This window comes from Guyparkeria sp. TX1, assembly GCF_046523965.1.
GTDB lineage: Bacteria > Pseudomonadota > Gammaproteobacteria > Halothiobacillales > Halothiobacillaceae > Guyparkeria.
Window position 1 is genome coordinate 1,060,681 of the sequence record NZ_CP144142.1, and the last position, 24,587, is coordinate 1,085,267.

Here is a 24,587-nt window from a genome sequence, read left to right on the forward strand (position 1 = left end):
CGATCCCAGGGGCGAAAATGGACCGAAACATGAAGATCCTCGTGGTGGACGATTTCTCCACGATGCGCCGGATCATCAAGAACCTCCTCAAGGAGCTTGGCTTCACCAACCTCGAGGAGGCCGATGATGGCCAGACGGCACTGCCACTGCTCCGGCAGGGCAATTTCGATTTCCTCGTGACCGACTGGAACATGCCGGGCATGACCGGCATCGACCTGCTGCGAGCGGTTCGTGCCGACCCGAACCTCGCCAGCCTGCCGGTGCTCATGGTGACCGCCGAGGCCAAGCGGGAACAGATCGTGCTCGCCGCCCAGGAGGGCGTGAACGGCTACATCGTCAAGCCGTTCAACGGCGCCACCCTCAAGGAGAAGATCGACAAGATCTTCGAACGCGTCGAATCGTAGGGCCCCGGGATGACTCAAGTACAGGAGCAGGACTTCCAGCCGGTGGTCGGTCGCGAAAAGCGATTGGCCGACGCCCGCGCATTGGTCGAGGCGATCGAGAACGAAGATTCGTCGAGCGAAGCGCAGCTGATCGGTGAACTCACGGCGGCCTATTCGGGCAATATCTTCGACGAGGTCGGTCGGATGACCCGTGAGGTACATGACACCCTCAGGAGCTTTGCCGAGGACGAGCGACTCGGGGCGCTGGCCGAGGACGAGATGCCGGACGCGCGTGATCGCCTGCGCTACGTGATCACCCTGACCGAGCAGGCTGCGACCCGCACCTTGACGGTCACCGAAGAGGCCACCCCCACGGCGGAGCAGATCGTCGAGCGCTCGCAACGGCTCAAGGACGAGCTGGCTAAAGTCGCCGCCAGCGAAGCCGATAACGCTCGTCTGGGGGGCGTGGTCGAGTCGATGACCCGCTACCTGGACTCGACCACCCGCTGTGGCGAGCGACTCAAGGGGCAGTTCACCGAGATCATGATGGCCCAGGAATTCCAGGATCTGTCCGGTCAGCTCCTGATGCGGGTGATCGATCTGCTCGAGCAGCTCGAGGAAAAGCTCGTCGGGCTGTTGCAGATTACCGCCCCGGTCCGCAATGCCAAGGGAGAGGACAGCAAGTCCGTCGCCCCGGCCGAGCGTGCCGAGGATGGCGTCGGGCCGCAGTTGCCCAGCGCCGGCGATAACGTGGTCAAGAATCAGGACGACGTCGACGATCTACTCGCCAGCCTGGGTTTCTGACCCGGTCGATCGAGGGAAATGCCGGGCCCACGTGGCCGGGCGGGAACGTGGCACACCCCGCCGGGGGTCACAGAGCGCAGTGAGAGGCAAGCATGGCATTCGAACCCGACAACGAGCTGTTGCAGGACTTCCTGATTGAGGCCGGTGAGCTGCTCAACGGGCTGGATCAGCAGCTGATCGAGCTGGAGCAGTCGCCCGATGACGCGGACCGGCTCAATTCGGTGTTCCGCGCCTTCCACACCATCAAGGGTGGGGCCGGCTTCCTCGAGGTGCATCCGCTGGTGGAGGTCTGTCACCGCGCCGAGGACATCTTCAACCTGCTGCGCAACCACGAAATCACCATGAACAGCCGGATCATGGACGTGATGCTGCAGGTAATCGACGTGCTCAACAACATGTTCGATTCCCTGCGCGGCGGCCAGTATCCGGAGGACGTCTCCAAGACCTTCCTCAAAGAGATCGAGGCACTGGCGCATCAGGATGCGACTGCGCCGGCCGTCGCTCCAGCCCCGAGTGACCTCACCAGCGACGATATCCCGGCCGACGAGCCGACGGCCGTGGCCGACGAGGACGATGCCTTCGACCGCATGCTGGCCGACTTGGATGCGGCCGAGTCCGAAGCGCCGGTGGCCAGCAGTGGCTCGGGCGATGACCTGATCAGTGACGACGAGTTCGAGAGCCTGCTCGACGAGTTGCACGGCAAGGGCAAGTTCCAGGCCCCGGCGCCCGAAGCGAACCCGGCCGCTGCCGAGAAGGCGGCAGGTGCCGCGGATTCCGACGAGATCACCGACGAGGAGTTCGAGGCGGTGCTCGACGAGCTCTACGGCAAGGGCAAGGGGCCGACGGTGGCCGCAACTCAGGCCGACGAAAAGCCAGCCGAGGCCGCCGCTCCCGAATCGAAGCCCAAGCCCGAACAGCCATCCCAGTCGGCTGCCAAGCCCGCGGCCCCGGCCAAGCCTGATGCCACGCCCCCTGGAAACTCCCAGGGAAATTCCCAGGGGAACCCCAAGGCAGCCGAGGCGCACAAGGCACCGGTGGAAACCACCGTGCGCGTGGACACCGAGCGACTCGACAGCATCATGAATCTGGTGGGTGAGCTCGTGCTGGTGCGCAACCGCATGAACACCCTCAAGACGACCTTCGAGAACGAGGAAATCTCCTCGGTGATTGCCACGCTCGACATGGTCACCTCCGATCTGCAGGGCGCGGTGATGAAGACCCGCATGCAGCCGGTCAAGAAGGTCTTCGGCCGCTTCCCGCGGGTGGTGCGCGACACCGCGCGCACCCTGGGCAAGGAGGTCAACCTCGAACTCGAGGGCGAGGACACCGATCTCGACAAGAACCTGGTCGAGGCGTTGGCCGATCCCCTCATCCACCTGGTGCGCAATGCCGTCGACCACGGCATCGAGATGCCGGACGCCCGCGAGTCCAACGGCAAGGACCGGGCTGGGACCGTGTTGTTGTCGGCTGCCCAGGAAGGCGATCACATTCGCCTGTCCATCCAGGACGACGGTGCCGGGATGGACGCCGAAGTGCTGCGTCGCAAGGGCGTCGAGAAAGGGATCGTCGACCCCGACACCGCCGAGCGCCTCACCGACCAGGAATGCTTCGAGCTGATCCTGCACCCGGGCTTTTCCACCAAGGATCAGATCTCGGATATCTCCGGCCGCGGCGTGGGCATGGACGTGGTCAAGACCGCGATCACCAAGCTCTCGGGCACCATCAGCATCGACTCGGTCCAGGGCGAGGGCACCCAGATCAACATCAAGGTGCCGCTGACGCTGGCCATCCTGCCGACCCTGATGGTGATCGTCTCCGGTCGCAAGTACGCCATCCCGCTGTCGGTGGTCAACGAGATCTTCGAGATGGCCGACAAGGAAGTGAACGTCGTCGATGGTCAGTCGACCATCACCGTTCGCGACCGCGCCGTGCCGCTGTTCCGCATGACCGACTGGCTGGCCCTGCGTGGCGAGAAACCCGGCACGCGCTGCGAGACCGACCAGGTGGTCATGGTCCAGCACGGCGCACAGCTGATGGCCCTGGTGGTCGACTCGGTCATCGGTCAGGAAGAGGTGGTGATCAAGCCGCTGGGCGAGCTGCTGCGGGTGGTCGATGGTTTCGCCGGCGCGACCATCACCGGCGACGGGCACATCGCCCTGATCCTCGACCTGCCGGGCATGGTGCGCCGCAACACGGGCCGTGGTCGTCAACGTCTGCGTTCGGTGGCCTGATCGATGCCGATACGCCTTCTGATCGTCGACGACTCACTGTTCTTCCGCCGCGCCCTGCGGGAAGTCTTCTCCAGTGACCCGCGGCTCGAGGTGGTGGGCGAGGCGTCCAACGGGCGCCAGGCCGTACTCAAGGCCTGCGAACTCAAGCCCGACATCATCACCATGGACGTCGAGATGCCGATCATGGATGGCATCTCGGCGGTACGGCGCATCACCGAACGCTGCCCGACCCCGATTCTGATGCTCTCGGCACTGACCAAGGCCGGGGCCGAGGCCACGCTGGATGCGATCGATGCCGGCGCGGTCGACTTCTTCCCCAAGAACGGTGACGACCCGGAAGACACGCTGGCCCGCTCCGGGCGGCGTCTGTGTTCACGGGTGCGGATGCTGGCCCTGCGCTCGCAGCGGGAATCGGCATCCCCCCCCGCCAGCGCGCGCCAGGACGTGCCCCCAGCTGCCGCCGAACCGCGTCATCGCAGTGGGCGGAGCGCACCGAGCGGTTTTCTCTCTCGCCAGGGCCTGGTGGTGATCGGTGCCTCGACCGGTGGGCCGGCGGCGGTGCCGGCGGTACTCGGCAAGCTGCCGCCGGACTTCTCCGTGCCGATCGTGATTGCCCAGCACATGCCCGGCGCCTTTACCGGCCCGTTCGCCCAGCGTCTGAACGATTCCATGCCGATTCGCGTGGTCGAGGCATCCGATGGCGAAATGCTGCGTCCGGGTACCGCCTACGTCATTCCCGGCGGCAGGCACGGTGAACTGGCCGGGCGGCCGGGCGCCTACAAACTCAATCTGCGTGATCCGGTGGCCGATGAACATTACCGACCGAGCGTGAGCCTGGCGTTCTCATCGGCCGCCCGCGTCGCCGGAGACGACCTGCTGGCGGTGGTGCTGACCGGCATGGGTGACGACGGCGCCGAAGGGGCCCGTCAGGTCACCGCGGCGCGCGGTCATGTCTGGGCACAGGACCAGGCCACCAGTGTCATCTACGGGATGCCGGCGGCCGTGGCCAAGGCGAACCTGGCCGAGTCGATTCTGCCGCTGGGGCAGATCGGTGCGGCCATCGGAGGGGCGTTGCGATGAAGATCTGGGCAGTTGCCAATCAGAAGGGCGGGGTGGGCAAGACCACCACCAGCGTGAGCCTGGCCGGTCACCTCGCCCGCGAAGGCAAGCGGGTTTTGCTGGTCGATCTCGACCCGCACGGCTCGATGACGGTGTACTTCGGCATGGAGCCCGAGGCTCCCGGGGCGAGCGTCTACTCGCTGTTCAAGTCGGCCGCCGAAGGCCAGCCACTCGACCCGGCCCGCGTGGTGCACCCCACGGCGTTCGACGGCATCAGCCTGATGCCGGCCTCGACGGCGCTGGCCACGCTGGATCGTCAGTTGGGCATGCGTGACGGCATGGGGCTGGTGCTCAAGCGTTCGATTGACCGCATCCGCGACGATTACGACTACGTCCTGATCGACTGCCCGCCGATCCTGGGCGTGACCATGGTCAACGCCCTGGCGCTGGCGGAATTCCTGATCGTGCCGGTGCAGACCGAGTTCCTGGCGCTCAAGGGGCTCGAACGGATGCTGCGCACCCTGGCGATGGTGCAGCGCTCGCGTCGCCAGCGACTGGAATACGTGATCCTGCCGACCATGTTCGATCGTCGCACCCGTGCCTCGCACGACACGCTGCGCCTTCTGCACGACCGTTACCACGACGATGTCTGGACCGACGTCATCCCGATCGACACCCAATTCCGCGAGGCGAGTCGTCAGGGCAAGCCCTTGCCGATGATTCAACCCGACGCCCGCGGCAGCGAGGCGTACAAGCAGTTTCTTCACTGGCTGGAGGCCCATGTCGGCGGGCAGGCGATGGCCCCGGCGGCCGAACTGGGCGCCAGCGGTGCCCGTCTGCAGGAGACCCGCTGATGGCCGCCGAGAAACAGACCGACAACCGGCAATCGATCGTCGACCAGGATGCCGCGATCACAGCCTACCTCGATGGGTTGCTGCGCGACCCGGATGCCGACGAGGCGGCGGAGAGCAGTGCGCCGCGCAAGTCTCCGGGCCTCAAGGTGATCAATGTGCCGGAGTCGCCGGCCGCTGGTGCGCCGTCGGTCGATGAAGGCGCGGCGTCCACCGGTGACGACGCCCCATTGGAGTCGGCCGCGACCGTTGCGGCCCCGGACGTCGAGGCTTCGACCTCGTCGATCGAGTCCGAGGAGATGGACGCTTCGGAGACGGGGGCACCCGAGATAACTTCCGAGGAGGGGGCGTTCACTGCCCCCGAGTCGGTTGCTCCGGCCGAGCCACCGCCGGAGTCGGAAGCCATGCAAGCCGAGCTCAGCGACTCGAGTCAGGTGGCGGAGGATGCGCGCTGGGGTTGGTTGCGTATCGGCGGCATGACCATGGCGATCCCCGCCGATGCGATCGACTCGCGACACCCCGGCCCAGTCCTCGAACCGGTGCCCGGTGCCCCGTCACAGGTGGCCGGTGCCTTGTCCGTTGACGGGCGTCCGCGACTTATCCTGTCGCTGGCCGCGCTCACGGGCATGCGGGGGCGTTCCGATGCCGAGACCGAGGTGCTCTTGCTGGGCAAGGGCGGCTTGTGGGGGGTGGCCGGCGAGCGTGTCGAGCAGCCGCCCGAACTGGACGACGAGTCCGTGGAGTGGCGTAACGAGGCCCAGCGGACGGCTCGGCGTCCGTGGCTTGCTGGCACGGCCTCGGCGGCGGGCGTGGCCGTACTCGACGTGGCCGGCCTACGTGCGGCCCTGAAGGCGTCCCGCTAGCGTGGCGGCGATCCAAGAGGTAAACAGATGATGAATCAAGCGATGGAAAAGACCCGGACCCCGGAGGAATACGACGAGGAGCTCGAGGCGCAGGATCAGGGGCCGTTGTCGCGCTGGGTCAATTTCACGGTCGACGACGAGACCTATGCCCTGAACGTGCTCGACGTCCAGGAGGTATTGCGCGACGCCGAGATCACCCCGATCCCCGGCGCTCCGGACGCCATCATCGGCATCATCAACCTGCGCGGCAACGTGGTCACCGTGGTCGATGCGCGCACCTTTTTCGGCCTCGAGGAAAAGGCCTGGGACGAGAACAGCCGCATCATGGTCATCGAGGTGGCGTCGGGTGAGATCGTCGGTCTGGTGGTCGACAGCGTCGCCGAGGTAATCGCGTTGCCGCAGACGGTGGTCGATCAGGCCATGATGACCGTCGCCGATGATCGTGCCCGTCATATCCTCGGCATCGTGCCGCAGGACGAGAAATTGATTATCCTTGTCGACATGAAGAGCCTCTCCGACATCTCCGCGACATGATTGTCTCGCCTCTCTGGCTTGCTACCGCCGCCCTGGTTCTGGGGTTGCTCGTCCTGCTGGTCACGTTGTCCCTGTATCGGGGGCTCAAGCGTGCCCAGCTCACGCGCGAACGGTGGTTCCAGACCCAGATGGAGCGCCTCGAGCGCGAGAATCGGGGTCTCGAATCGGCGCTGGCCGGTTTCGGCCGGCATATCGATCAGATCGACGAGCGTGTCGAGACCCTGGCCGAGCGCATCACCCAGCTCAACGCGCGGATCGATGCCGTGGCCTCGGACGACGATGAGCCCGGCTTCGGACACGCCTTGCGATTGGCCTCGCAGGGGCGGGTAAGTGTCGATGAGCTGATCGAGGACTTCGGCCTGTCGGAAAGCGAGGCGCGCCTGCTGATGCGGGTCAATCGTCCCGAAGAGGATCGGCGCTTCTCGCCCTGACGCGGAGCACCTGCCGGATCGCTCCGTCAAACAGCAGAAACCCAAAAGGCCCGCCATTTGGCGGGCCTTTTTCATTGCAGCCGGATGCCGGTCAGTCCTCGGCGTCGCGCTCGGCGGCTTCCCGGATTTCCTGGCGCAACTGCTCACGCACCGGCGCGGTATCCGGGCGCTTGCCGTGCCAGAGGGCGAAGCTCTCGGCCGCCTGCTCGACCAGCATGCCCAAGCCATCCAGTGCCTGCGCGCCACGCTCCTCGGCCCATTCCATGAAGACGGTCGGCTCGGCACCGTAGGCCATGTCGTAGGCCGCCGTGCCCGCACCGATCAGCGCATCCGGCAGGGGAGGGAGCTGGGCACTCAGGCTCGCCGGCGTGGCGTTGATGATCAGGTCGAAGCGGGATTCTTCGATACCGGCCAACGGGCAACCGGAGAGCAGGCAGTCGCCGGCGGCATCGCTGAATTCCTCGACCAGGCCGTAGGCGCGATCGGGGTTGCGGTTGGCGACCACCAGTTCGCGCGGGGCTTCCTGCAGCAACGGGGCGAGGACGCCGCGCGTCGCACCCCCGGCACCCAGAATCAGCAACCGGCGGTCAGCGACCTTGACGCCGTGGAAGGCCAGGTCGTTTACCAGGCCGACCCCGTCGGTGTTGTCGGCGTAGATCGGCTCGTCAGGATTCGCCGGGAACACCAGGGTGTTGGCCGCCAGCGCGCGCCGGGCACGCTCGCTATGCCGTCCGGCGAGATCGAAGGCCTGCAGCTTGAACGGCACGGTGACGTTCATGCCCCGGCCGCCTTTTTCGATGAAGGCGGTGACGGTTTCCTCGAAGCCGTCGATCGGTGCCCAGATCTTTTCGTAGGCCAGCTCGACCCCCAACTGCCGGGCGAAGGCCCGGTGGATCAGGGGCGAGCGTGAGTGCTCGATGGGGTTGCCGATAACGGCGTATAAAAGGGGCGTGTTGGGAGCCATTAAGGTCGGTGTCACAAATTCATGGGAGCCAGGTTCTCGCGCGACCAGGCGGCTCGTTCGGCCGCCGTTTCGTCGCGTGCGAGATGATCGACGTGCCGGTCGACCCGCTCGATACGGTGACGCAATCCCTCACCGTTTGCAATCTGGATGGAAAGCCCCGGGCGGGCGTTCAGCTCCAGGATCAGGGGGCCGAGATCCCGGTCGAGTACCACGTCCACACCGAGAAAGCCCAGGCCGGTCATGTCGCTGCATTTGGCTGCCATTTCCAGCAGCGACTGCCAACCGGGTATATCTACCCCGCTGATGGGCTCGCGCGTGTCCGGATGGTGGGTGACATGCCGGTTGTGGGCGACCCCGTCGAGTGTCTGTCCGCCGGCCATGTCGACGCCGGCGCCGATGGCCCCCTGGTGGAGGTTGGCCTTGCCGTCGGACTGGGTGGTCGGCAGGCGCACCATCGCCATGATCGGATAGCCTCGATAAACGATGGTGCGGATGTCCGGCACGCCCTGAAAGCTGATCATCTCGAACAGGGGGGAGAACTGGACCCGGTATTCGATCATCGCGACATCAGGGCGCCCGCCCAGACTGTAGGCGCCGGCCAGGATGTTGGAGATGTGTAGGGCGATCGCGTCGATGCTGACCGCCCGCCCCGAGCTCTTGCGGTAGACCAGCGGCTTGTCGGATTGTTTGCCATCAATCACGAGGATGCCGTCCCCGCCCGCGCCGTTGGCCGGCTTGATCACGAACTCATCGTGGTCGCCCACAAGCTTGGACAGGTGCTTGATCTCGTGGGTGGTCCTAATCACCCCGTAGAGTGCCGGGACGTGGAGTCCGGCCTCCTCGGCCAGCTCCTTGGTCAGGAGCTTGTCATCAACCAGCGGATAGTAACGGCGCGCGTTCATCTCGGCGATGAACTCGCCGTTGCGCTGGTTCATGCCCAGCACCCCCAACTCCTTGAGTCGGCGCGGGGTAATTGGCCAGTTGATGGCCATCAGCGGTCGTCCCCGGAAGGGGCGGGTCGGCGGGCGTGGGCCAATGTCTTGAAGGCGCGGAAACGGAACAGTTCCGTCAATCGGTACCCGGTGTAGCGGCCAACCAGCAGCGTAAAGGCCAGCACGACCAACAGGAGCTCGGGGAAGACGAAAAACAGATGGGTCACGTAGGCGTTGACCATCACGAGGTAGGCCATTGCCGCGACGACCAGCGACCCGGTCGCCTGTGCCAGGGCGTCACCGGCACCGTGCTCCTCCCAGACGATAGACACCCGCTCGATGGTCATCGCCAGGATAACCATCGGGAACAGCCCGACCGACAGGCCGATGTCCAGCCCCAGGCGATGCGAGACGATACTGATCAGTGCCATCAACAGGATCACGACGATTACCACCGCGGCCAGTCGGGGTACCAGCAACAGCTTGAGGCGTTCGAGGTAGAAGCGGATCGCCAGGCCAAGAGCGACGATCAGGGTGAACAGCACCACGCCGGCGACCAGTTGCGTTTCACGGAACGACAGCGCGATCAGTACGGGCATGAAGGTGCCGAAGGTGCGAATGCCGATCAGGTTGCGCAATAGCACGATGATCAGCGCCCCCAGGGGCACCAGCAAGAGCACGCGGTAGGTGTTCTGCGCATCGATCGGCAGGTCGAGCAGGGAGAAGTCCATCAGTCGTGATTCGGCAATCGTCGATTGCAGCTGGGCGGTCTCCATGGCATCGCGCAGATTGCGCGTGGTCGCGAAGGTCAGCTCCACGCCCTCGAGCCCCGAGGTGGTCAGCGCCGGTTGATCGCCATGCCACCAGACCAGGAATTGGCGTGGGTAACCCACCGCGCCCGTTTGCGGGTTGATCGGTACCCAGCGCCGCGAGTTGTGAACCTCGAGCCAGGTGGTCGGCCTGAGATTGCGTCCCTCGTCGGTCAGCATCACGCCATGGGACATGCGTGCCGGGATACGGGCGATTGCCAACAGGCGGATGGCCAGTCGGGTGCGTTCGGTCTCGTTAGCGTCGGGCTTGAGGAACGCGGCGATATTCTCGTTCGGTCGACTGGCGTTGACCTCCTTGACCAGCAGGGTGGCGAAGGTCTGGATGTCCGCCGAATCGGCACGAATATCCTCGACGAACGACTCGGCGGCCGACTTGAGCGGCTCCTCGAGCTTTGGCGGTGCTGCCGGCCCGGGGTAGGGCGAGGGCTGGATTTCCTCCTGATCGCGGTAGACCGTCGCCTGGTAGTACAGGGTCTGATTGCCTTCGGGGGACCGTTTGGTCCAGACCGCTTCGCGTTGCCGGTCGCTCGATTGGGTGGTCAGGCCCCAACCGCGCGAGACAAAGCCTTCATCGAGGAGCGTGTAGTGCGGCGGGTCGCTGGCCAGGGCGAACCGTACCGAGGCCGGGGCCGTGCCCGGGTTCACCGCGATCTGTGCCTCGACTGTCCACGTTTCCGTCTCGCGGTCCGGCGTCAGGGGAAAGCCCAGTGCGCTGTATTTGTACCAGGCGACCGACAGGCCGACCAGTGTGAGCAGCAGGACGACGAACAATAGGTGGATGCGTCTCATGATCGCGGGTGGGGCTCCGGCGGGGGCGGGTGGTTAAGAGGTTGTCAGGTGGGATCGGATTGTTGTTCGACCGCAAGCTCCCATCCGGTTGGACGGGAGGCCGGCGCGGTCAGTCGCAGCTCGGCTCACGGGTGTCTTTGATCGCGGAGTCCACCAGCACGTGACCGGCCAGGTGATTGCGACCGATCAGCAGCGGATAGCTCCACTTTTCGCGATTGGTCAGGCTGACTTCCTCGGTGATGCGCCGATCACCGATGCAGAGATCGAGCTCGACTACGTAGCGCTCCTGCGAGTCCTTCCCGTGGCGCTTGATATGGACGACTCGCGTGATTGGCTCCTCGAGCTCCTGACTCTCTTCGGTGTCACGGTCGATCACGGTGAAGCGGACCCAGTCGTCGTCGTCTTTCTCGAACTTCTCAATCTCGCGGGCATCGATCGATGAGGTGGTCGCGCCGGTATCGAGTTTGGCGCGCATGTTGCGTTCGAGCTCCATCACCTCCACATCTTCGATGTAGCCGTATATCTGCTTGTGCTCGTCGTCGGACCCAGCCACGGTCAGCGTCGGGACGGTCAGCAGGCAGGTCAACATGGCTGCACTGAATGTGCTGGTTCGTGCGCTTCGAACTCCCCTCATAATCAAATTACCCCTCGATCTTGCGAATGTCGCCGTCGGCGGTGCCGAGAATCAGCACGTCGGCCGGACGCAGCGCGAAAATACCGACGGTTACGACGCCAGGCAGGTCGTTGAGTTCCGCTTCCAGCTTGGCGGGTTCCATGATGCGCAGATTGTGCACGTCGAGGATCTGGTTGCCGTTGTCGGTGACAAAACCATCACGATAGACCGGCTGGCCGCCGCGCTTGACCAATTCGCGGGCAATCATGCTGCGCGCCATCGGGATCACCTCGACCGGCAGCGGGAAGTCGCCCAGGACGTCGACCAGCTTGGTCTCGTCGGCAATGCAGACGAACTTGTCGGCCAATTGCGCGATGATCTTCTCGCGGGTCAGGGCGCCGCCGCCACCCTTGATCAGCTGCAGGTTCTCGTTGGATTCGTCTGCGCCGTCGATGTAGACCGGCACGGAGTCGACGCTGTTGAGGTCGAATACCTCGATGCCATGATCCTTCAGGCGCTGGGTGCTGGCCTCGGAGCTGGAGACTGCGCCCTCGATCCGATTCTTGATCTTGGCCAGCTCGTCGATGAAGTAGTTGACCGTCGAGCCGGTGCCCACGCCGACGACGCTGCCGGCCGGGACGTATTCGATCGCGGCCTGGGCGGCCAGTTTCTTGCCTTGTTCCGTGTTGCTCATTGTGGTCTCACTCTAGTCGGGATCGGGGCCCACCAGAGCGGCGTGACGCCGTGGGGCCCGAGGTTTGTCCGGGTTTCTGATAACCTCCTATCCTATATCACTACCACCGTTTGGCGGGCAACAACCCCCAAAAACGGCGCCCAACCATCCATCACGAGGTGCGGACTTGACGCCCCTGCTGCGCGACTATCTCGAGGAGATCCTCAAGGCCCGGGTCTATGACGTGGCCATCGAGTCGCCACTCGAGCCGGCCATCCAGCTTTCCGAACGCATCGGCAACCGGGTGCTCCTCAAGCGCGAGGACATGCAACCGGTCTTCTCCTTCAAGCTGCGTGGCGCCTATCACAAGATCCACAAGCTCTGGCGCGAGGACCGCATCGGTGGTGGCGTGATCGCCGCCTCGGCGGGCAACCACGCCCAGGGCGTGGCGCTGGCTGCCCAGACGCTCGGCCTGCGCGCGGTGATCGTGATGCCCGAGACCACCCCGGCGATCAAGGTCGATGCCGTCCGCCGGCGCGGGGCGGAAGCGGTCCTGGTTGGCGATGCCTTCGACGATGCCTTCGCCCACGCCAAGACGCTGATCGAATCCGAGGGGCTCACCTACATCCCTCCTTACGACGACCCGGACATCATCGCCGGTCAGGGCACCGTGGGGGCCGAGATCCTGCGCCACCACCCCGATCCCATTCATGCCATCTTCGTGCCGGTCGGTGGCGGCGGGCTGATCGCCGGGGTGGCCGCCTACGTGAAGGCCCTGCGCCCCGAGATCCGCGTGATCGGGGTCGAGCCGGCGGATGCCGCCTGCCTGGCCGCGGCGATGGCCGCCGACGAGCGGGTGATCCTCGACCAGGTGGGCTTGTTCGCCGATGGCGTGGCCGTGCGCCAGATCGGCGAGTACCCCTTCGAGGTGGCGCGCGAGGCGGTCGACGAGGTAATCACCGTCGATACCGACGAGATGGCCGCGGCGATCAAGGACATCTTCGATGACACCCGCAGCATCAACGAGGCGGCCGGGGCGCTGGCCACCGCGGGGCTCAAACGCTACGCCCGCGAACGGGGTCTGACCGACGAGACGCTGGTGGCGATCGCCTCCGGGGCAAACATGAATTTCGACCGGCTGCGATTCGTGGCCGAGCGCGCCGAGATCGGCGAGCACCGCGAGGCCCTGTACGCGGTGACCATCCCTGAACGCCCGGGCGCCTTTCTCGCCTTCTGCGAGCTGCTGGGTCGGCGCCAGATCACCGAGTTCAACTATCGCTACGCCGATGCCGAACGGGCCCATATCTTCGTCGGTATCAAGCTCGCCGAGCAGGCCGACCGGCAGCGGGTGTTCGAGCAGCTCAAGTCCGCCGAGCTTCCGGCGATCGATTTGACCGACAACGAGATGGCCAAGCTCCATGGGCGGCACATGGTCGGCGGGCATGCCGGCGACATCCGTGACGAGCGGCTGTTCCGCTTCGAGTTTCCCGAGCGCCCCGGAGCCCTGCTGAAATTCCTTTCGCATCTGGGCGCTCGCTGGAACATTAGCCTGTTCCACTACCGTAACCACGGTGCCGACTACGGTCGGGTGCTGGTGGGCATCCAGGTGCCCGAGGCCGAGGTCTCCGAGTTGACCACCTACCTCGAGCAGCTGCGCTACCCCTACTGGGCGGAGAGCGACAACCCGGTCTACCCGCTGTTCCTGGCGTAAACGCGAAGCAGGGCAAGGGCAACAAAAAACCGCGCCTGGGCGCGGTTTTTTCGTTTCCGTGGTGCGGGGCGTGTCAGCCCTGATCCTCTAGCGAGAGGATGTGCTCCCACTGCGCCTTGGTGACCGGCATGATCGACAGGCGGTTGCCGCGGCGCACCAGCGGCATCTCTTCCAATGCCGGGTCGGCCTTGAGCTCGGTCAGCGGGATGACCCGCTTGGTGTGGCGGACGTACTTGACGTCAACCAGGAGCCAACGTGGTTTGTCCGGGTCGGACTTGGGGTCGTAGTACTTCTCGTCGGGGTCGAAGGCGGTGTGATCCGGCCGCGCTTCGCTGACGATCTCCATGATGCCGACGATGCCCGGGACCTTGGTGTTCGAATGGTAGAAGAAGGCCCGGTCGCCCGGCTGCATCTCGTCGCGGATCATGTTGCGCACCTGGTAGTTGCGGATGCCGTCCCAGGGTTCAGTGCCGACGCGCTTGAGATCGTCGATGGAAAAGGCGTCGGGCTCGGATTTCATCAGCCAGTAGGCCATAGCATCTCCTGTGCGTCGTGATTTGTAGTCAGTCCGAAACGGGCGGTCGGCGGGCATCGATCAGGCCGGTGTCGGTGACGATGTAGTCCAGCGGTTGGTCCCAGGGGTCGACCGGCAACGAGTCGACCTCCTGGCAGCCGAAGGCGACGCCGATCGCCAGCGGCCGCCGGCCGCTGCGCTGGGCCAGGGCCCGGTCGTAGAAGCCCGCGCCCATCCCGAGGCGATTGCCGTGGGCATCGAAGCCGACCAGCGGGATCAGCAGCGCGTCGAGGCTGTTGATGCCTCGTTGGCGCGGATCGGCCGATTCGATGATGCCGAAGCGGTTGGTGCGCGGCAGGCACCGGCGCGAGCAGGCGGTTTGCGGATCGGCGTGATGGAAGGCGAGTCGGTGGTCCGGCAGCACGCGCGGCAGCCAGACCTGACCGCGGTGGCGCTTTAGCCAGCCATCGAGTTCGGGCTCGCCGTCGAAGGCGCAGTAGGCGGCCACCGATGTGATGGCAAGCCCACGGGTCAGACGCTCGAGCCGATCTTCCAGTCGACGGATGGCCTGGAATCGGGCAAAGCCGCCCAGCGCCTTTCGGCGCGAGCGCAGGGCTTTTCTCAGGGCGGCTTTCTCGGGCTTCAACATGATTCAAGCAAAAAAGGCCTGCACGAACTCGATGCCATCCCGGCTCGTCGAGCCATGCGTGAACAGCACAATCGCATTCGTGCAGACCTGTCGGTGTGAGGTGTCTTCCAGGGCGCCGCTGGCGGCGCTACGACCTTGAACCGGAAGGTTCAAGTCGGGGGCTCCGCGCGGCTCATCAGGCTTTCCGCCAGAGCGGACATGCGCACAGAACCGTTTTGTCGCCCCCTGTGTCGCAATTTAAGGCTCAAGGGATTGAGCGCCACCTGGCGAACGTCCCAGAAGACTGACTCAATGCTAGGGCTGGTGGGCCATGCTTTCAAGCGCTGTTGCGTTGCCAGGCGATCTGTTCGCCGGCTCAGTGCTGCTCCATGGCTTCGAGCAGGCGGTCGATGCGACCGGCCAGTTCGCCATTGTCGAGATCGGCCGGCAATTCGAGTTCACGCCCCTCGAGCAGCTGGCGGGTGATGTTCAGCGCGGCGAGCACGGCAATCCGCTCGGTGCTGAGTACCTTGCTGGTCTTGCGGATCGCGGCCATCTCGTCATTGAGGTACTCGGCCGTGCGCAACAGCATGCCCTGCTCGTCGGGTGGGCAGACGATGCGGTAGTCCTTTTCCATCACTCGGACGGTGACGGGGTGGTTCGGCTGGCTCATGGGTCAATCCTCGCGTTGGGTCTCGGCGGCCTGGTCCTCAAGACGCCGCAACTGGCCTGCCAGTTCCTCGATCCGATCGTGGCTGTGCTCGATCAGTTGGCGCAGTTCCCGGTTTTCCTCCGCGAGCGACGCTGCTTGCGTGCGCATTTCGCTGCGCTCGGCATGGGCCCGCTCGGCGGCAGCGAGCAGTCGTTCGATCTTGTCGGCAAGCCCTTCGGCCATGGTGTCGAATCTCCGCGTGAATCGCCCCAACGCATCCGTTGGGATGCCGGGCGGGATGACGGGTGGGCCGCAGCCCGGAAGACAGGCGCGCGAGCGCCCGGATCTCCGGCGGCAGTCTATCATTTGCCCGGCATAGCGGTGACAATGTGCCCATTCACGGGCTCCGGCCGCAACGACCCCACACGAACCGGCGAACAGGCAACGGGACGCGTAATGACGGAATATCAACGACTCCAGCAGGCACTCGACTCCATCGGCGCGCTGGCCAATCCGGCCGAGGCACACGGGGTATTGATCGGGATGTGGATCGGTGGCGGCCCGGCCGAGGAGTCGCGCTGGCTGGCCGAACTGGTCGAGGAAGACCAGCCGCCGCAGGCGCCGCCGTCCGCGCTTTCGGAGCTCTACCAGCGCCTGGTCGAGCAGGTCACTACCGCCGACAACCTCGGCCTTGACCTGGTGCTGCCCGACGAGGAGGCGAGCCTTAAGACGCAGGTCGAGGGATTGATCGATTTCGCCCAGGGCGTGCTCTACGGCTACGCGATCGAGAACGGCCCCGCCCGGCGGGCGCTCGAGGATGACGCCCGCGAGGTGTTTGACGATCTGGGCGATATCGCCCAACTCGACCCCGAGTCGGTCAAGACCGAGGACGATGCCTTCGACATTCACCAGATCGAGGAATACCTCAGCTCCGCGCTGCTGGTGATGTACCTGCAATTGCACCCGCCGATCCCCGAGACGGCCGGCTCGCAGCGCCTGCAGTAACCTCGACGACACCGCAATCCAGACCACGAGCAACGAGATGCAATTGATCGGCCCTTCCCCGACTGAGCGCCGTGAGTACCAACGCCGCCGCAAGCGCCTGATCAAGGCCATCGGCAAGCGCAGCGCCGCCATCGTGCCGGCGGCCGTGGAACAGCAGCGCAACCACGACAATCCGTGGCCCTTCCGCCAGTCGAGCGACTTCTACTACCTCAGCGGCCTGGCCGAACCCGATGCCCTGTTGCTGATCTGCCCCAAGCGCCCCGAGGGCGAGGTGATCGCCTTCATCCATCCGCGTGATCCCGAACGCGAACGCTGGGAAGGCCCGCAGCTCGGCACGGAGCGAGCCCCGGCCGCGCTGGGGATCGACCAGGCCTTCGGCATCGACGAGATCGACGAGCGGCTGCCCGAGCTGCTCAAGGGCTACAACAAGCTCTACCTGCCGTTCGACGAGCACGACTGGGTGGTCCGCGCCCTGGGTTGGTTCGACGAACTGCGTCGCGGCGCCCGGGCGGGCGTTCAGCCGCCGGAAACGATCAAGGACGTCGCCGGGCCGATCCACGAGCAACGCCTGATCAAGTCGGCGCAGGAGATCGACCGGCTGCGCCGGGCGGCAGCCGTGTCGGTCGAGGCCCACCTGGCCGCCGCTCGCGGGGTGCACGCGGGACTGTTCGAGTTCGAGATCGCCGCGATCCTGCAGAAGGTCTTTGCCAGCGCGCACGGCGAGCCGTCGTTCGCCCCGATCGTCGCCGGCGGTCCAAATGCCTGCGTACTGCACTATCGGGCCAATGCCGCGGAATTGAAAGACGGTGACCTAGTGCTGATCGACGCCGGCGCGGAGGTCGATTACTACGCCGGTGACATCACCCGCACCTGGCCGGTCAGTGGCACCTTCAGCAAGCCCCAGCGCGCGCTCTACCAACTGGTGCTCGACGCACAACTCGCCGCGATCGAGGCGATCGCCCCCGGCGTGTCCTTCGATGCCCCGCATCAGGCCGCCGTGCGCGTGATCACGGAAGGACTGATCGAGCTCGGGCTGATCGAGGGGCCGGTCGACGAGGCGATCGAGGCCGGGCGCTATCGCAGCTACTTCATGCACCGCACCGGCCACTGGCTGGGTTCGGACGTCCACGACGTCGGCGGTTATCGCGTCGATGGCGACTGGCGCGAACTCGAGCCGGGCATGGTGATGACCGTCGAGCCGGGCATTTACGTCGACCCCCAGTCGGAGGCGCCCGAGGAATACCGCGGCATCGGCATCCGCATCGAGGACGACGTGCTGGTGACCGAGGACGGGCATGATGTGCTCACCCGCGGGGTGCCCAAGGAAATCGACGCGATCGAGGCCCTGTTCGCCGGGCGCCGCGACCCGGTCAGCGAGCCCATCGAGTAGCACGGGAGTGATCCGAGCATGACCCGCGACGTGGCCGACCACCCTCAGGAGTTCGATACCGACGTGATGATCGTCGGTGGCGGCATGGTCGGCGGTGTGCTGGCCCGTGCCCTGGCCGCCGACGGTTGGTCGGTCGAGGTGGTCGAGCCGCGCCGTCCCGACGAGTCGGCCAGCTTCGACCGCCGCCTGACCGCGGTGGCCGATGCCGGCTGGCAGTATCTCGACACGCTCGGCCTGATCGATGCGCCGCTGGCGGCGGCCGCCGAGCGCATCCGCGAGGTGCGAGTGTTCGACCGTGGTCACTTCGGCCTGACCCGGATCACCGCCCGGTCGGCCGGCGTCGAGGCGTTGGGCTACGTCATGCCCAACCGGGCGCTGGGCGAGCGCCTGGAATCCCTCCTTGCCGAGCCCCCGGCGGGTACGGGACAGATCCGTTACCACCGTCCGGCACGCTATGAGCGCCACGACAGCGATGCCGACGGCGCCACTGTCGTGCTTCGCGATGAGGACGAGGAGCTCGTGACGCGCCGTGCGCGCCTGGTGTTGGCGGCGGACGGCGCCGATTCCGCCGTGCGTGAGCAGGCCGAGATGGGCATCAGCCGCCACGAGTACGGCCAGGTGGCCACGGTGGCCACGGGCATGCCGGCGCGTCCGCACGACGGGGTGGCGTTCGAGTGTTTTACCACCGGCGGTCCGCTGGCGGTGCTGCCGGCGGCCGAGGGTCGGGTCTCGCTGGTCTGGGTGGCGCGCCGTGCCGAGGCCGAACGGCTGGCCACGCTGGATGACAAGGCCTTCGCCGAGGCGGTGGATGAGACCTTCGGCCATCGTCTGGGCGGCTTATCGGCACTCACGCCGCGAGGTCAGTATCCGCTGACCCTCGTGACCGCGAACGAGCCGGTCGCCGACCGGCTGGTGGTGCTGGGCAATGCCGCCCACGCCCTGCATCCGGTCGCCGGTCAGGGTTTCAATCTCTGCCTGCGTGACATCCGCGATCTCGCCCGGGTATTGCGTGCCGACCGCGGTGCCCCGGTCGACCCGGGTGATCCGGAACGGCTCGAGCGCTACCGTTCGCTGCGTCAGTCCGACTATCGGCGCACCATCGGCCTGACCGACGGGCTGGTGCGCGGTTTTTCCCTGGATTTGCCGGGCCTCGGCCACCTGCGCGGTGGGACCCTGTCGCTCTTCGATGGCCTGCTGCCCTTCAAGAATCGCCTGGTGCGGGCCACACGGGGGATCGCCTGATGTCGGCCGTGCACCAGGTGGACGTGATCGTCGTCGGTGGCGGCATGGTGGGTGCTGCCGCGGCGCTGGCATTGGCGCGGGATGACCTCGATGTCGCCCTGATCGAGCGCGAACCGCCTGCACCGCTTGGCGGTGATGACCCCTTCGACCTGCGGGTCTCGGCTCTCGCCCCGGCGAGTATCGCGCTGCTCGATCGGCTGGGCGCCTGGTCGAGCATTCGCGCAGAGCGTGCCGCGCTCTATCGACGCATGCGGGTCTTCGACGCCGCCGGGCCGGGTGACCTGACCTTCGACGCCGCCGAGGTGGGGCGGCCCTATCTGGGTTACATCGTCGAGAATCGCCGGGTGCAGCTGGCGTTGTGGTCGCGATTGCGCGAGTTCGACAACGTCGAATGCCTCACCGGCAGCCAACCTCAGTCCCTCGTGGTGCGCGACCGTGACGTGAGCCTGACCCTGGCTGACGGTCGCGAGTTGCGCGCCGATTTGGTCATTGGGGCCGACGGGCAACGCTCCTGGGTACGCGAGACGTCGGGCATCGGCGCGACCAGCCGCGATTACTCGGTCGCCGCCCAGATCCTCTCGGTCGAGACGGACTACCCGCAGCAGGACATCACCTGGCAGCGATTCACCCCGGACGGCCCGCAGGCCTTCCTGCCGCTTGCCGGTGCACGCGGGTCGCTGGTCTGGTACGACGCCCCCGAGCGGGTGCGCGCCCGGCACGCGCTCTCGCCCGAGGCACTACGTGACGCGGCGATGGCCGCGTTTCCGGATGAGCTCGGTGAGATCACGCGCGTGGCCGGGCAGGCGTGGTTCCCGATCCGGCGCCTGCATGCCCACCGCTACTGGGCCGATCGGGTGTTGCTGGTCGGCGATGCGGCACACGCCATTCACCCGCTGGCCGGGCAGGGGGCGAACCTCGGCTTTGCCGACGTCGAGGCGTTGGTGACGGTCGTCGCCTCCTTGGGCGATCGAGGCATGGGGGATGCGCGACTGGCGCGTGCCTACGAGCGGCGTCGGCGCGCGGACAACCAGCTGGTCCAGTCGCTGATGGACGGTTTTGACTGGGGCTATCGTCGCCGCGACCCGCTGACGGTCGCCGCCCGCACCGCCGCGACCCAGGTGGTGGCCGGTGTGCCGCCCTTGCGCCGCTGGATGACCCGGATGGCGGGAGGCCAGCGCCTTGGCGGATAAACCGCTCTTCGAGTCGCCCGAAAAGCACACGGCGAGGCTGCTGATCAGCTGGGGCGTACGATTCACGCGGCTGCTCGGCATTGCCGGGGTGGCCGATCACGAGAGTCACGTGGCCCAGCGATGGGCGGTCCGTCTCGAGTTGCCCCTGCTGCTGATTTCCCTGTGGATTCCGGTGCAGTGGTATCTCGAACATACCGGCCAGGTTGCTGTAGGACAGGGGTTCTGGGTCGACCTGTTGATCTGGGGCTTTTTTTTGGTCGAGCAGTTGATTCTGCTCGCCCTGGTCAAGGACAAGGTTTTCTATCTCAAGAGCAACTGGTTGCTGGTGGCCGTAGTGGCCATTGGTGTGCCGTTGATCCTGATCGAGGCCGTGGCCTTCCTGCTGGGTCTGCGCTTGCTGCGTGTCTTGCTGGTCGTGATTACAGCGCTTCGTCTCGGGCGTCGCTATTTTCGCGAGCTGGGCCGGCACGTGTTCTTTGCCATCGGCCTGATGACGGCATTCCTGCTGGTGCTGGCGGGGTCACTCATGCCCGTGCTGGACCCGCAGACCTTCGACGATTTCAGTGACGGGGCCTGGTGGGCGCTGGTCACCTTGTCGACGGTCGGCTATGGCGACCTCGTACCGCAGACCGACGCCGCCCGGGCGATGGGTTTTGTCTTCGTCGGCGTGGCGGTGGTCTGGTTGGCCCTGATCAGTGCCTCGACCGCCGCTTTTCTCGTCGGCCTGAGAATGGAGGCGAGCAGTCAGGACGAGGAGCGCATCGACATGCAGATCCTGCATCGGCTCGACCGGATCGAGGCCTTGTTGGAGCACGATCTGGCGGCGAGAAAGGACCAGGAGGATCGCGGAGCCGACAACGGCATGGATCACGAACCACCGGGGCGATAGTCCCCGACTCAGCCCGGCCGGCGGCCCGCCACCAGTGCCCAGTCCCCCAGTTCCCGGAACGTGGTGACCTCGTTGCCGGCAGCCGTCCAGGCGGCGGCGACGGCATCGGCCTGATGCGTGAGGATGCCGGACAGCGCAAAGCGGGCGCCTGGCTTGAGGTGCCGGCTCAGCATCGGGGCGAGTTCGATCAGGGTCGGGGCGAGGATGTTCGCCAGCAGTCCGTCGACTTGTCGGTCGGCGGGATACTCCTCGGCGAGATACAGCGAGAAGCGGGCGGGGTCGATGTCGTTGAGTTCGGCGTTGCCGCGGCTGGCTGTGAGCGCCTGCGGATCGATGTCGGTGCCGTCGACCTGGCCCGCGCCCAGACGCAGCGCGGCGATGGCCAGTATCCCCGAACCGCAGCCGGCATCCAGCCAGTGCTGTCCGGTGATCTCCTGCGATTCCAGCCATTCCAGGCACAGGCGCGTGGTCTCGTGTTTGCCTGTGCCGAAGGCTAGGCCCGGGTCGAGCCGGATGGGCAGGCGGCCGACCGGTGCGGTGCTGTCTTCCCAGGCCGGCTCGATCACCAGCCGATCGCCGATCGGCATGGCGGCGAAGTCCGCTTGGGTACGACGCACCCAGTCTTCCTCGTCGAAAATCGAGTGACCCAGCCGGTCAAGCAGGGCAGGGCGCAGCAGCCCGTGCAGGGTGCCGACGATCATCGCCGGCGAGACATCGCCCGTGAACAAACCGACCACCCGGGTCTCGGCCCACAACGGCGACTCGCCCGGTTGCGGTTCCAGCACCGGCTCGTCACCGAGTTCTTCCAGGGTCACCGACAGCGCGCCGGCGGCCAGCAAGGCGTCCTCGACCGCCTCGACGTCGTCGCGCGGCACCTCGAGCCAGAGGTGCTGCCACTCATTCGCCATCAGGAAATCCCGAGGCGCTTGTGCAGGAAGTGGATGTCCATGCCGCCAGCAATGAAGTTCGCGTCCATCATCAGCTCGCGGTGCAGCGGGATGTTGGTCTTGATGCCGTCGATCAGCATTTCCTCGAGCGCCCCGTGCATCCGACGGATGGCCGCCTCGCGATCACCGGCGTGGGTGATCAGCTTGCCGATCATCGAGTCGTAGAACGGCGGTACCGAGTAGCCGTTGTAGATGTGCGAGTCGACCCGCACACCCAGCCCGCCCGGGAAGTGCAGGTTGGTGATCTTGCCGGGGCTGGGTGCGAAGGTGGCCGGATCCTCGGCGTTGATGCGGCATTCCACGGCGTGACCGCGGAATTCCACTTGGTCCTGGGTCAGCTGCAGCGGGATGCCGGCGGCGATCGCCAGTTGTTCCTTGACCAGATCGATGCCGGTGACCATCTCGGTGACCGGGTGCTCGACCTGTAGGCGGGTGTTCATCTCGATGAAGTAGAACTCGCCGTTCTCGTACAGGAACTCGAAGGTACCCGCGCCACGGTAGTTCATGCGCTTGCAGGCCGCGACGCAGACCTCCCCGATTTCGGCCCGTTGCTCGGCGGTAATGCCCGGGGCCGGCGCCTCCTCGATCACCTTCTGGTGGCGGCGCTGCATCGAGCAGTCGCGCTCACCCAGGTGGATGGCGTTTCCCTGGCCATCGGAGAGCATCTGCACCTCGATGTGACGCGGGTGCTCGAGGAACTTCTCCATGTAGACCTCGGGGTTGCCGAAGGCCGCCCCCGCTTCGCTCTTGGTCATCTCGATGGCGTGGTGCAGGTGCGCCTCGGTATGCACGACACGCATGCCCCGGCCGCCCCCGCCACCGGCCGCCTTGATGATCACCGGGTAGCCGATCTCGCGTGCCAGCCGATGGTTCTCGTCCGGATCGTCGGTCAGCGCGCCTTCCGAACCGGGTACGCAGGGCACCCCGGCGGCACGCATGGTCTCCTTGGCGGTGACCTTGTCGCCCATCATGCGAATGGACTCGGCGGTCGGGCCGATGAAGATGAAGCCCGATTCCTCGACCCGCTCGGCGAAGTCGGCGTTCTCGGAAAGAAAGCCATAGCCGGGGTGGATGGCCGAGGAGTCGGTCAGTTCGGCGGCGGCGATCAACGCCGGCACGTTCAGGTAGGACTCGTTGGACCGGGGGCCGCCGATGCAGACCGACTCGTCGGCCAGGCGGACGTGCTTGAGATCACGGTCGGCAGTGGAATGGACGGCCACCGTGCCGATGTCGAGTTCGCGGCAGGCGCGCAGAATGCGCAGCGCGATCTCGCCGCGGTTGGCGATCAGGACCTTGTTCAGCATCTTGGGAAAACTCCTGGGAAGACGAAAGCGGCTGGATGTGGGTCGGGCAGGCGGGGCCTTACTCGATCACGAACAGCGGCTGGTCGTATTCCACCGGCTGGCCATTTTCCACCAGGATGTCCTTGATCGTGCCGTCAACCTCGGCCTCGATCTGGTTGAACATCTTCATCGCCTCGATGATGCAGATGGTGTCGCCCTTGCTGACGGTGGTGCCCACCTCGACGAAGGGGCTGGAATCGGGAGAAGAGGCTCGATAGAAGGTGCCTACCATCGGCGAATTGATGGTCTTTCCGCGGGCCTCCGGCGCCTCGCTGGGTGCCGGCTCGCCTGACGCGGCTGGTGCCGGGGCGGCCGGTTGCGGGGCGTGCGCCGGCGCCGCGGCCTGCATCATCGGCGGCTGCTGGGAGTGACGCGAAATGCGAACCGACTCCTCGCCCTCCTTGATCTCGATTTCGGCGACGCCCGATTCCTCGAGCAGTTCGATCAGTTTCTTGACCTTGCGGATATCCATGACGTGGGTCTCTTGCGTTGTGCGTGCGAATCAGGCGGACGGGCTGTCCAGATGAGCGATCAGGGCGGTCAGGGCCAGTTCGTAGCCCAGCGCACCCAGCCCGACGATGCTGCCGACGGCCACATCCGAGAAATAGGAATGCTGCCGGAAGGACTCGCGGGCGTGAATGTTGGAAAGATGAATCTCGATGAACGGACGGTCGATGGCGAGCAGGGCATCCCGCAGGGCGACGCTGGTGTGGGTCCAGGCGCCGGGGTTGATCAGCACCCCGTCCACCCCATCGTCGGCCGCACGGTGCAGCCGGTCGATGGCCTCTCCCTCGTGATTGCTCTGGAAGTGTTCCAGCACCGCCCCTTGTCCCTCGGCCGCCCGGTCGAGGCGTTGGCCGATATCGGCCAGCGTCAGTCGCCCGTAGCGCTCGGGCTCGCGGGTGCCGAGCCGATTGAGGTTGGGGCCGTTGAGTACCAGGATCCGTTTCATGGAGACTCGCTCTCGTCGACGGGCGGAATAACCGTGTCCCCGCCGGGTCAGTGCCCGACGAGTCAATGATTTCCCGCATTGTGCCGGTTGGGGGTGACGAAGTCACGTGTTCGGCGTCGGTTTTTTGTCAATCGCCACTCATTGGCGGATTTTTCACGAAGTTATAC

Annotated in this window: 27 protein-coding genes and 1 other RNA gene; 14 read left to right on the forward strand and 14 right to left on the reverse strand. The window is 65.9% G+C overall.

The genetic code is table 11. From position 1 onward, the window contains the following. Positions 1-17 precede the first annotated feature (17 nt). From cheY to VWP12_RS05020, 8 genes are all read left to right on the forward strand, one after another. Positions 18-404 carry a chemotaxis response regulator CheY gene (gene cheY, locus VWP12_RS04985; RefSeq protein WP_125198810.1) on the forward strand — a complete coding sequence of 129 codons (387 nt, stop codon included), beginning with the start codon at positions 18-20 and terminating at the stop codon, positions 402-404. 9 nt (positions 405-413) lie between these two features. Next, positions 414-1,187: a protein phosphatase CheZ gene (locus VWP12_RS04990; RefSeq protein ID WP_125198811.1), complete on the forward strand. Its 774-nt coding sequence runs from the start codon at positions 414-416 to the stop codon at positions 1,185-1,187. Between the two features lie 92 nt (positions 1,188-1,279). Next, positions 1,280-3,418: a chemotaxis protein CheA gene (locus VWP12_RS04995; RefSeq protein WP_410474862.1), complete on the forward strand. Its 2,139-nt coding sequence runs from the start codon at positions 1,280-1,282 to the stop codon at positions 3,416-3,418. A 3-nt stretch (positions 3,419-3,421) separates the two neighbouring features. Further along, positions 3,422-4,498, forward strand: coding sequence for a protein-glutamate methylesterase/protein-glutamine glutaminase (locus VWP12_RS05000; RefSeq protein WP_410474863.1), 1,077 nt, complete (start codon positions 3,422-3,424; stop codon positions 4,496-4,498). After that, complete coding sequence (locus tag VWP12_RS05005) at positions 4,495-5,331, forward strand: ParA family protein (protein WP_125198814.1); 837 nt, start codon at positions 4,495-4,497, stop codon at positions 5,329-5,331. Before VWP12_RS05000 ends, VWP12_RS05005 begins: the two co-directional genes overlap by 4 nt. After that, entirely contained in the window at positions 5,331-6,191 is an 861-nt protein-coding gene (locus VWP12_RS05010; RefSeq protein WP_410474864.1) for a chemotaxis protein CheW, read from the forward strand. Before VWP12_RS05005 ends, VWP12_RS05010 begins: the two co-directional genes overlap by 1 nt. Positions 6,192-6,218: 27 nt before the next feature. Beyond that, a complete protein-coding gene (locus VWP12_RS05015) occupies positions 6,219-6,725 on the forward strand; it encodes a chemotaxis protein CheW (protein WP_410474865.1) in 507 nt (168 codons plus the stop codon). Continuing rightward, positions 6,722-7,156 carry a DUF2802 domain-containing protein gene (locus VWP12_RS05020; protein WP_410474866.1) on the forward strand — a complete coding sequence of 145 codons (435 nt, stop codon included), beginning with the start codon at positions 6,722-6,724 and terminating at the stop codon, positions 7,154-7,156. The genes VWP12_RS05015 and VWP12_RS05020 overlap by 4 nt, the downstream gene beginning before the upstream one ends. A gap of 91 nt (positions 7,157-7,247) precedes the next feature. Here the strand turns inward: VWP12_RS05020 and aroE are convergent, their stop codons facing one another. From aroE to rpiA, 5 genes are all read right to left on the reverse strand, one after another. Beyond that, positions 7,248-8,120 carry a shikimate dehydrogenase gene (aroE, locus tag VWP12_RS05025; RefSeq protein WP_410474867.1) on the reverse strand — a complete coding sequence of 291 codons (873 nt, stop codon included), beginning with the start codon at positions 8,118-8,120 and terminating at the stop codon, positions 7,248-7,250. Between the two features lie 11 nt (positions 8,121-8,131). After that, positions 8,132-9,112 carry an alpha-L-glutamate ligase-like protein gene (locus VWP12_RS05030; protein WP_410474868.1) on the reverse strand — a complete coding sequence of 327 codons (981 nt, stop codon included), beginning with the start codon at positions 9,110-9,112 and terminating at the stop codon, positions 8,132-8,134. Beyond that, a complete protein-coding gene (locus VWP12_RS05035; protein ID WP_410474869.1) occupies positions 9,112-10,671 on the reverse strand; it encodes an inactive transglutaminase family protein in 1,560 nt (519 codons plus the stop codon). Before VWP12_RS05035 ends, VWP12_RS05030 begins: the two co-directional genes overlap by 1 nt. Positions 10,672-10,780: 109 nt before the next feature. Beyond that, entirely contained in the window at positions 10,781-11,260 is a 480-nt protein-coding gene (locus tag VWP12_RS05040; RefSeq protein ID WP_410474870.1) for an ATP-dependent zinc protease, read from the reverse strand. 52 nt (positions 11,261-11,312) lie between these two features. Beyond that, the gene (rpiA, locus tag VWP12_RS05045) at positions 11,313-11,978 is read right to left on the reverse strand and encodes a ribose-5-phosphate isomerase RpiA (RefSeq protein ID WP_410474871.1); all 666 of its coding nucleotides are present in this window, start codon (positions 11,976-11,978) and stop codon (positions 11,313-11,315) included. Between the two features lie 166 nt (positions 11,979-12,144). Here rpiA and ilvA point away from each other — a divergent pair, with 166 nt between their 5' ends. Then, a complete protein-coding gene (ilvA, locus tag VWP12_RS05050; protein ID WP_410474872.1) occupies positions 12,145-13,668 on the forward strand; it encodes a threonine ammonia-lyase, biosynthetic in 1,524 nt (507 codons plus the stop codon). A gap of 73 nt (positions 13,669-13,741) precedes the next feature. Here ilvA and VWP12_RS05055 read toward each other — a convergent pair whose 3' ends face one another. From VWP12_RS05055 to VWP12_RS05075, 5 genes are all read right to left on the reverse strand, one after another. Continuing rightward, positions 13,742-14,203: an EVE domain-containing protein gene (locus VWP12_RS05055; protein ID WP_125198822.1), complete on the reverse strand. Its 462-nt coding sequence runs from the start codon at positions 14,201-14,203 to the stop codon at positions 13,742-13,744. Between the two features lie 28 nt (positions 14,204-14,231). Beyond that, on the reverse strand, positions 14,232-14,831 hold the full coding sequence (locus tag VWP12_RS05060; RefSeq protein ID WP_410474873.1) for a 5-formyltetrahydrofolate cyclo-ligase: 600 nt from the start codon (positions 14,829-14,831) through the stop codon (positions 14,232-14,234). Between the two features lie 100 nt (positions 14,832-14,931). Beyond that, a non-coding RNA gene (gene ssrS, locus VWP12_RS05065) (6S RNA) lies at positions 14,932-15,116 on the reverse strand. 70 nt (positions 15,117-15,186) lie between these two features. Then, positions 15,187-15,483 (reverse strand): cell division protein ZapA, encoded by a 297-nt coding sequence (locus VWP12_RS05070; RefSeq protein ID WP_125198824.1) that lies wholly within the window; start codon positions 15,481-15,483, stop codon positions 15,187-15,189. Positions 15,484-15,486: 3 nt separating this feature from the next. Then, complete coding sequence (locus VWP12_RS05075; protein WP_158611769.1) at positions 15,487-15,705, reverse strand: hypothetical protein; 219 nt, start codon at positions 15,703-15,705, stop codon at positions 15,487-15,489. Between the two features lie 213 nt (positions 15,706-15,918). On the opposite strand from VWP12_RS05075, the gene VWP12_RS05080 reads away from it, so the two are divergent. The 5 genes from VWP12_RS05080 to VWP12_RS05100 are packed head-to-tail and all read left to right on the forward strand — an operon-like array spanning position 15,919 to position 21,178. Continuing rightward, on the forward strand, positions 15,919-16,467 hold the full coding sequence (locus VWP12_RS05080; protein WP_410474874.1) for a UPF0149 family protein: 549 nt from the start codon (positions 15,919-15,921) through the stop codon (positions 16,465-16,467). Between the two features lie 37 nt (positions 16,468-16,504). Then, on the forward strand, positions 16,505-17,857 hold the full coding sequence (locus tag VWP12_RS05085) for an aminopeptidase P N-terminal domain-containing protein (RefSeq protein ID WP_410474875.1): 1,353 nt from the start codon (positions 16,505-16,507) through the stop codon (positions 17,855-17,857). Positions 17,858-17,875: 18 nt separating this feature from the next. Continuing rightward, positions 17,876-19,099, forward strand: coding sequence for an FAD-dependent monooxygenase (locus VWP12_RS05090; RefSeq protein WP_410474876.1), 1,224 nt, complete (start codon positions 17,876-17,878; stop codon positions 19,097-19,099). Beyond that, the gene (locus VWP12_RS05095; RefSeq protein WP_125198828.1) at positions 19,099-20,289 is read left to right on the forward strand and encodes an FAD-dependent oxidoreductase; all 1,191 of its coding nucleotides are present in this window, start codon (positions 19,099-19,101) and stop codon (positions 20,287-20,289) included. Before VWP12_RS05090 ends, VWP12_RS05095 begins: the two co-directional genes overlap by 1 nt. Then, positions 20,279-21,178, forward strand: a complete 900-nt coding sequence (locus VWP12_RS05100) for a potassium channel family protein (protein WP_410474877.1) — start codon at positions 20,279-20,281, stop codon at positions 21,176-21,178. The genes VWP12_RS05095 and VWP12_RS05100 overlap by 11 nt, the downstream gene beginning before the upstream one ends. 8 nt (positions 21,179-21,186) lie before the next feature. Here VWP12_RS05100 and prmA read toward each other — a convergent pair whose 3' ends face one another. The 4 genes from prmA to aroQ are packed head-to-tail and all read right to left on the reverse strand — an operon-like array spanning position 21,187 to position 24,420. Further along, positions 21,187-22,086: a 50S ribosomal protein L11 methyltransferase gene (gene prmA / locus VWP12_RS05105; RefSeq protein ID WP_125198831.1), complete on the reverse strand. Its 900-nt coding sequence runs from the start codon at positions 22,084-22,086 to the stop codon at positions 21,187-21,189. Beyond that, positions 22,086-23,429 (reverse strand): acetyl-CoA carboxylase biotin carboxylase subunit, encoded by a 1,344-nt coding sequence (gene accC / locus VWP12_RS05110; protein ID WP_125198832.1) that lies wholly within the window; start codon positions 23,427-23,429, stop codon positions 22,086-22,088. Before accC ends, prmA begins: the two co-directional genes overlap by 1 nt. Positions 23,430-23,487: 58 nt before the next feature. Continuing rightward, positions 23,488-23,940 (reverse strand): acetyl-CoA carboxylase biotin carboxyl carrier protein, encoded by a 453-nt coding sequence (accB, locus tag VWP12_RS05115; protein ID WP_125198833.1) that lies wholly within the window; start codon positions 23,938-23,940, stop codon positions 23,488-23,490. A 30-nt stretch (positions 23,941-23,970) separates the two neighbouring features. Next, positions 23,971-24,420 carry a type II 3-dehydroquinate dehydratase gene (aroQ, locus tag VWP12_RS05120; RefSeq protein WP_125198834.1) on the reverse strand — a complete coding sequence of 150 codons (450 nt, stop codon included), beginning with the start codon at positions 24,418-24,420 and terminating at the stop codon, positions 23,971-23,973. Positions 24,421-24,587: the final 167 nt, after the last annotated feature.

Excerpts from the sequence above, each read along its gene's own strand:
- cheY (WP_125198810.1), top strand. The coding sequence starts at position 18 with ATGGACCGAAACATGAAGATCCTCGTGGTGGACGATTTCTCCACGATG.
- VWP12_RS04990 (WP_125198811.1), top strand. The coding sequence starts at position 414 with ATGACTCAAGTACAGGAGCAGGACTTCCAGCCGGTGGTCGGTCGCGAA.
- VWP12_RS04995 (WP_410474862.1), top strand. The coding sequence starts at position 1,280 with ATGGCATTCGAACCCGACAACGAGCTGTTGCAGGACTTCCTGATTGAG.
- VWP12_RS05000 (WP_410474863.1), top strand. The coding sequence starts at position 3,422 with ATGCCGATACGCCTTCTGATCGTCGACGACTCACTGTTCTTCCGCCGC.
- VWP12_RS05005 (WP_125198814.1), top strand. The coding sequence starts at position 4,495 with ATGAAGATCTGGGCAGTTGCCAATCAGAAGGGCGGGGTGGGCAAGACC.
- VWP12_RS05010 (WP_410474864.1), top strand. The coding sequence starts at position 5,331 with ATGGCCGCCGAGAAACAGACCGACAACCGGCAATCGATCGTCGACCAG.
- VWP12_RS05015 (WP_410474865.1), top strand. The coding sequence starts at position 6,219 with ATGATGAATCAAGCGATGGAAAAGACCCGGACCCCGGAGGAATACGAC.
- VWP12_RS05020 (WP_410474866.1), top strand. The coding sequence starts at position 6,722 with ATGATTGTCTCGCCTCTCTGGCTTGCTACCGCCGCCCTGGTTCTGGGG.
- aroE (WP_410474867.1), bottom strand. The coding sequence starts at position 8,120 with ATGGCTCCCAACACGCCCCTTTTATACGCCGTTATCGGCAACCCCATC.
- VWP12_RS05030 (WP_410474868.1), bottom strand. The coding sequence starts at position 9,112 with ATGGCCATCAACTGGCCAATTACCCCGCGCCGACTCAAGGAGTTGGGG.
- VWP12_RS05035 (WP_410474869.1), bottom strand. The coding sequence starts at position 10,671 with ATGAGACGCATCCACCTATTGTTCGTCGTCCTGCTGCTCACACTGGTC.
- VWP12_RS05040 (WP_410474870.1), bottom strand. The coding sequence starts at position 11,260 with ATGTTGACCTGCCTGCTGACCGTCCCGACGCTGACCGTGGCTGGGTCC.
- rpiA (WP_410474871.1), bottom strand. The coding sequence starts at position 11,978 with ATGAGCAACACGGAACAAGGCAAGAAACTGGCCGCCCAGGCCGCGATC.
- VWP12_RS05055 (WP_125198822.1), bottom strand. The coding sequence starts at position 14,203 with ATGGCCTACTGGCTGATGAAATCCGAGCCCGACGCCTTTTCCATCGAC.
- VWP12_RS05060 (WP_410474873.1), bottom strand. The coding sequence starts at position 14,831 with ATGTTGAAGCCCGAGAAAGCCGCCCTGAGAAAAGCCCTGCGCTCGCGC.
- VWP12_RS05070 (WP_125198824.1), bottom strand. The coding sequence starts at position 15,483 with ATGAGCCAGCCGAACCACCCCGTCACCGTCCGAGTGATGGAAAAGGAC.
- VWP12_RS05075 (WP_158611769.1), bottom strand. The coding sequence starts at position 15,705 with ATGGCCGAAGGGCTTGCCGACAAGATCGAACGACTGCTCGCTGCCGCC.
- VWP12_RS05080 (WP_410474874.1), top strand. The coding sequence starts at position 15,919 with ATGACGGAATATCAACGACTCCAGCAGGCACTCGACTCCATCGGCGCG.
- VWP12_RS05085 (WP_410474875.1), top strand. The coding sequence starts at position 16,505 with ATGCAATTGATCGGCCCTTCCCCGACTGAGCGCCGTGAGTACCAACGC.
- VWP12_RS05090 (WP_410474876.1), top strand. The coding sequence starts at position 17,876 with ATGACCCGCGACGTGGCCGACCACCCTCAGGAGTTCGATACCGACGTG.
- VWP12_RS05095 (WP_125198828.1), top strand. The coding sequence starts at position 19,099 with ATGTCGGCCGTGCACCAGGTGGACGTGATCGTCGTCGGTGGCGGCATG.
- prmA (WP_125198831.1), bottom strand. The coding sequence starts at position 22,086 with ATGGCGAATGAGTGGCAGCACCTCTGGCTCGAGGTGCCGCGCGACGAC.
- accC (WP_125198832.1), bottom strand. The coding sequence starts at position 23,429 with ATGCTGAACAAGGTCCTGATCGCCAACCGCGGCGAGATCGCGCTGCGC.
- accB (WP_125198833.1), bottom strand. The coding sequence starts at position 23,940 with ATGGATATCCGCAAGGTCAAGAAACTGATCGAACTGCTCGAGGAATCG.
- aroQ (WP_125198834.1), bottom strand. The coding sequence starts at position 24,420 with ATGAAACGGATCCTGGTACTCAACGGCCCCAACCTCAATCGGCTCGGC.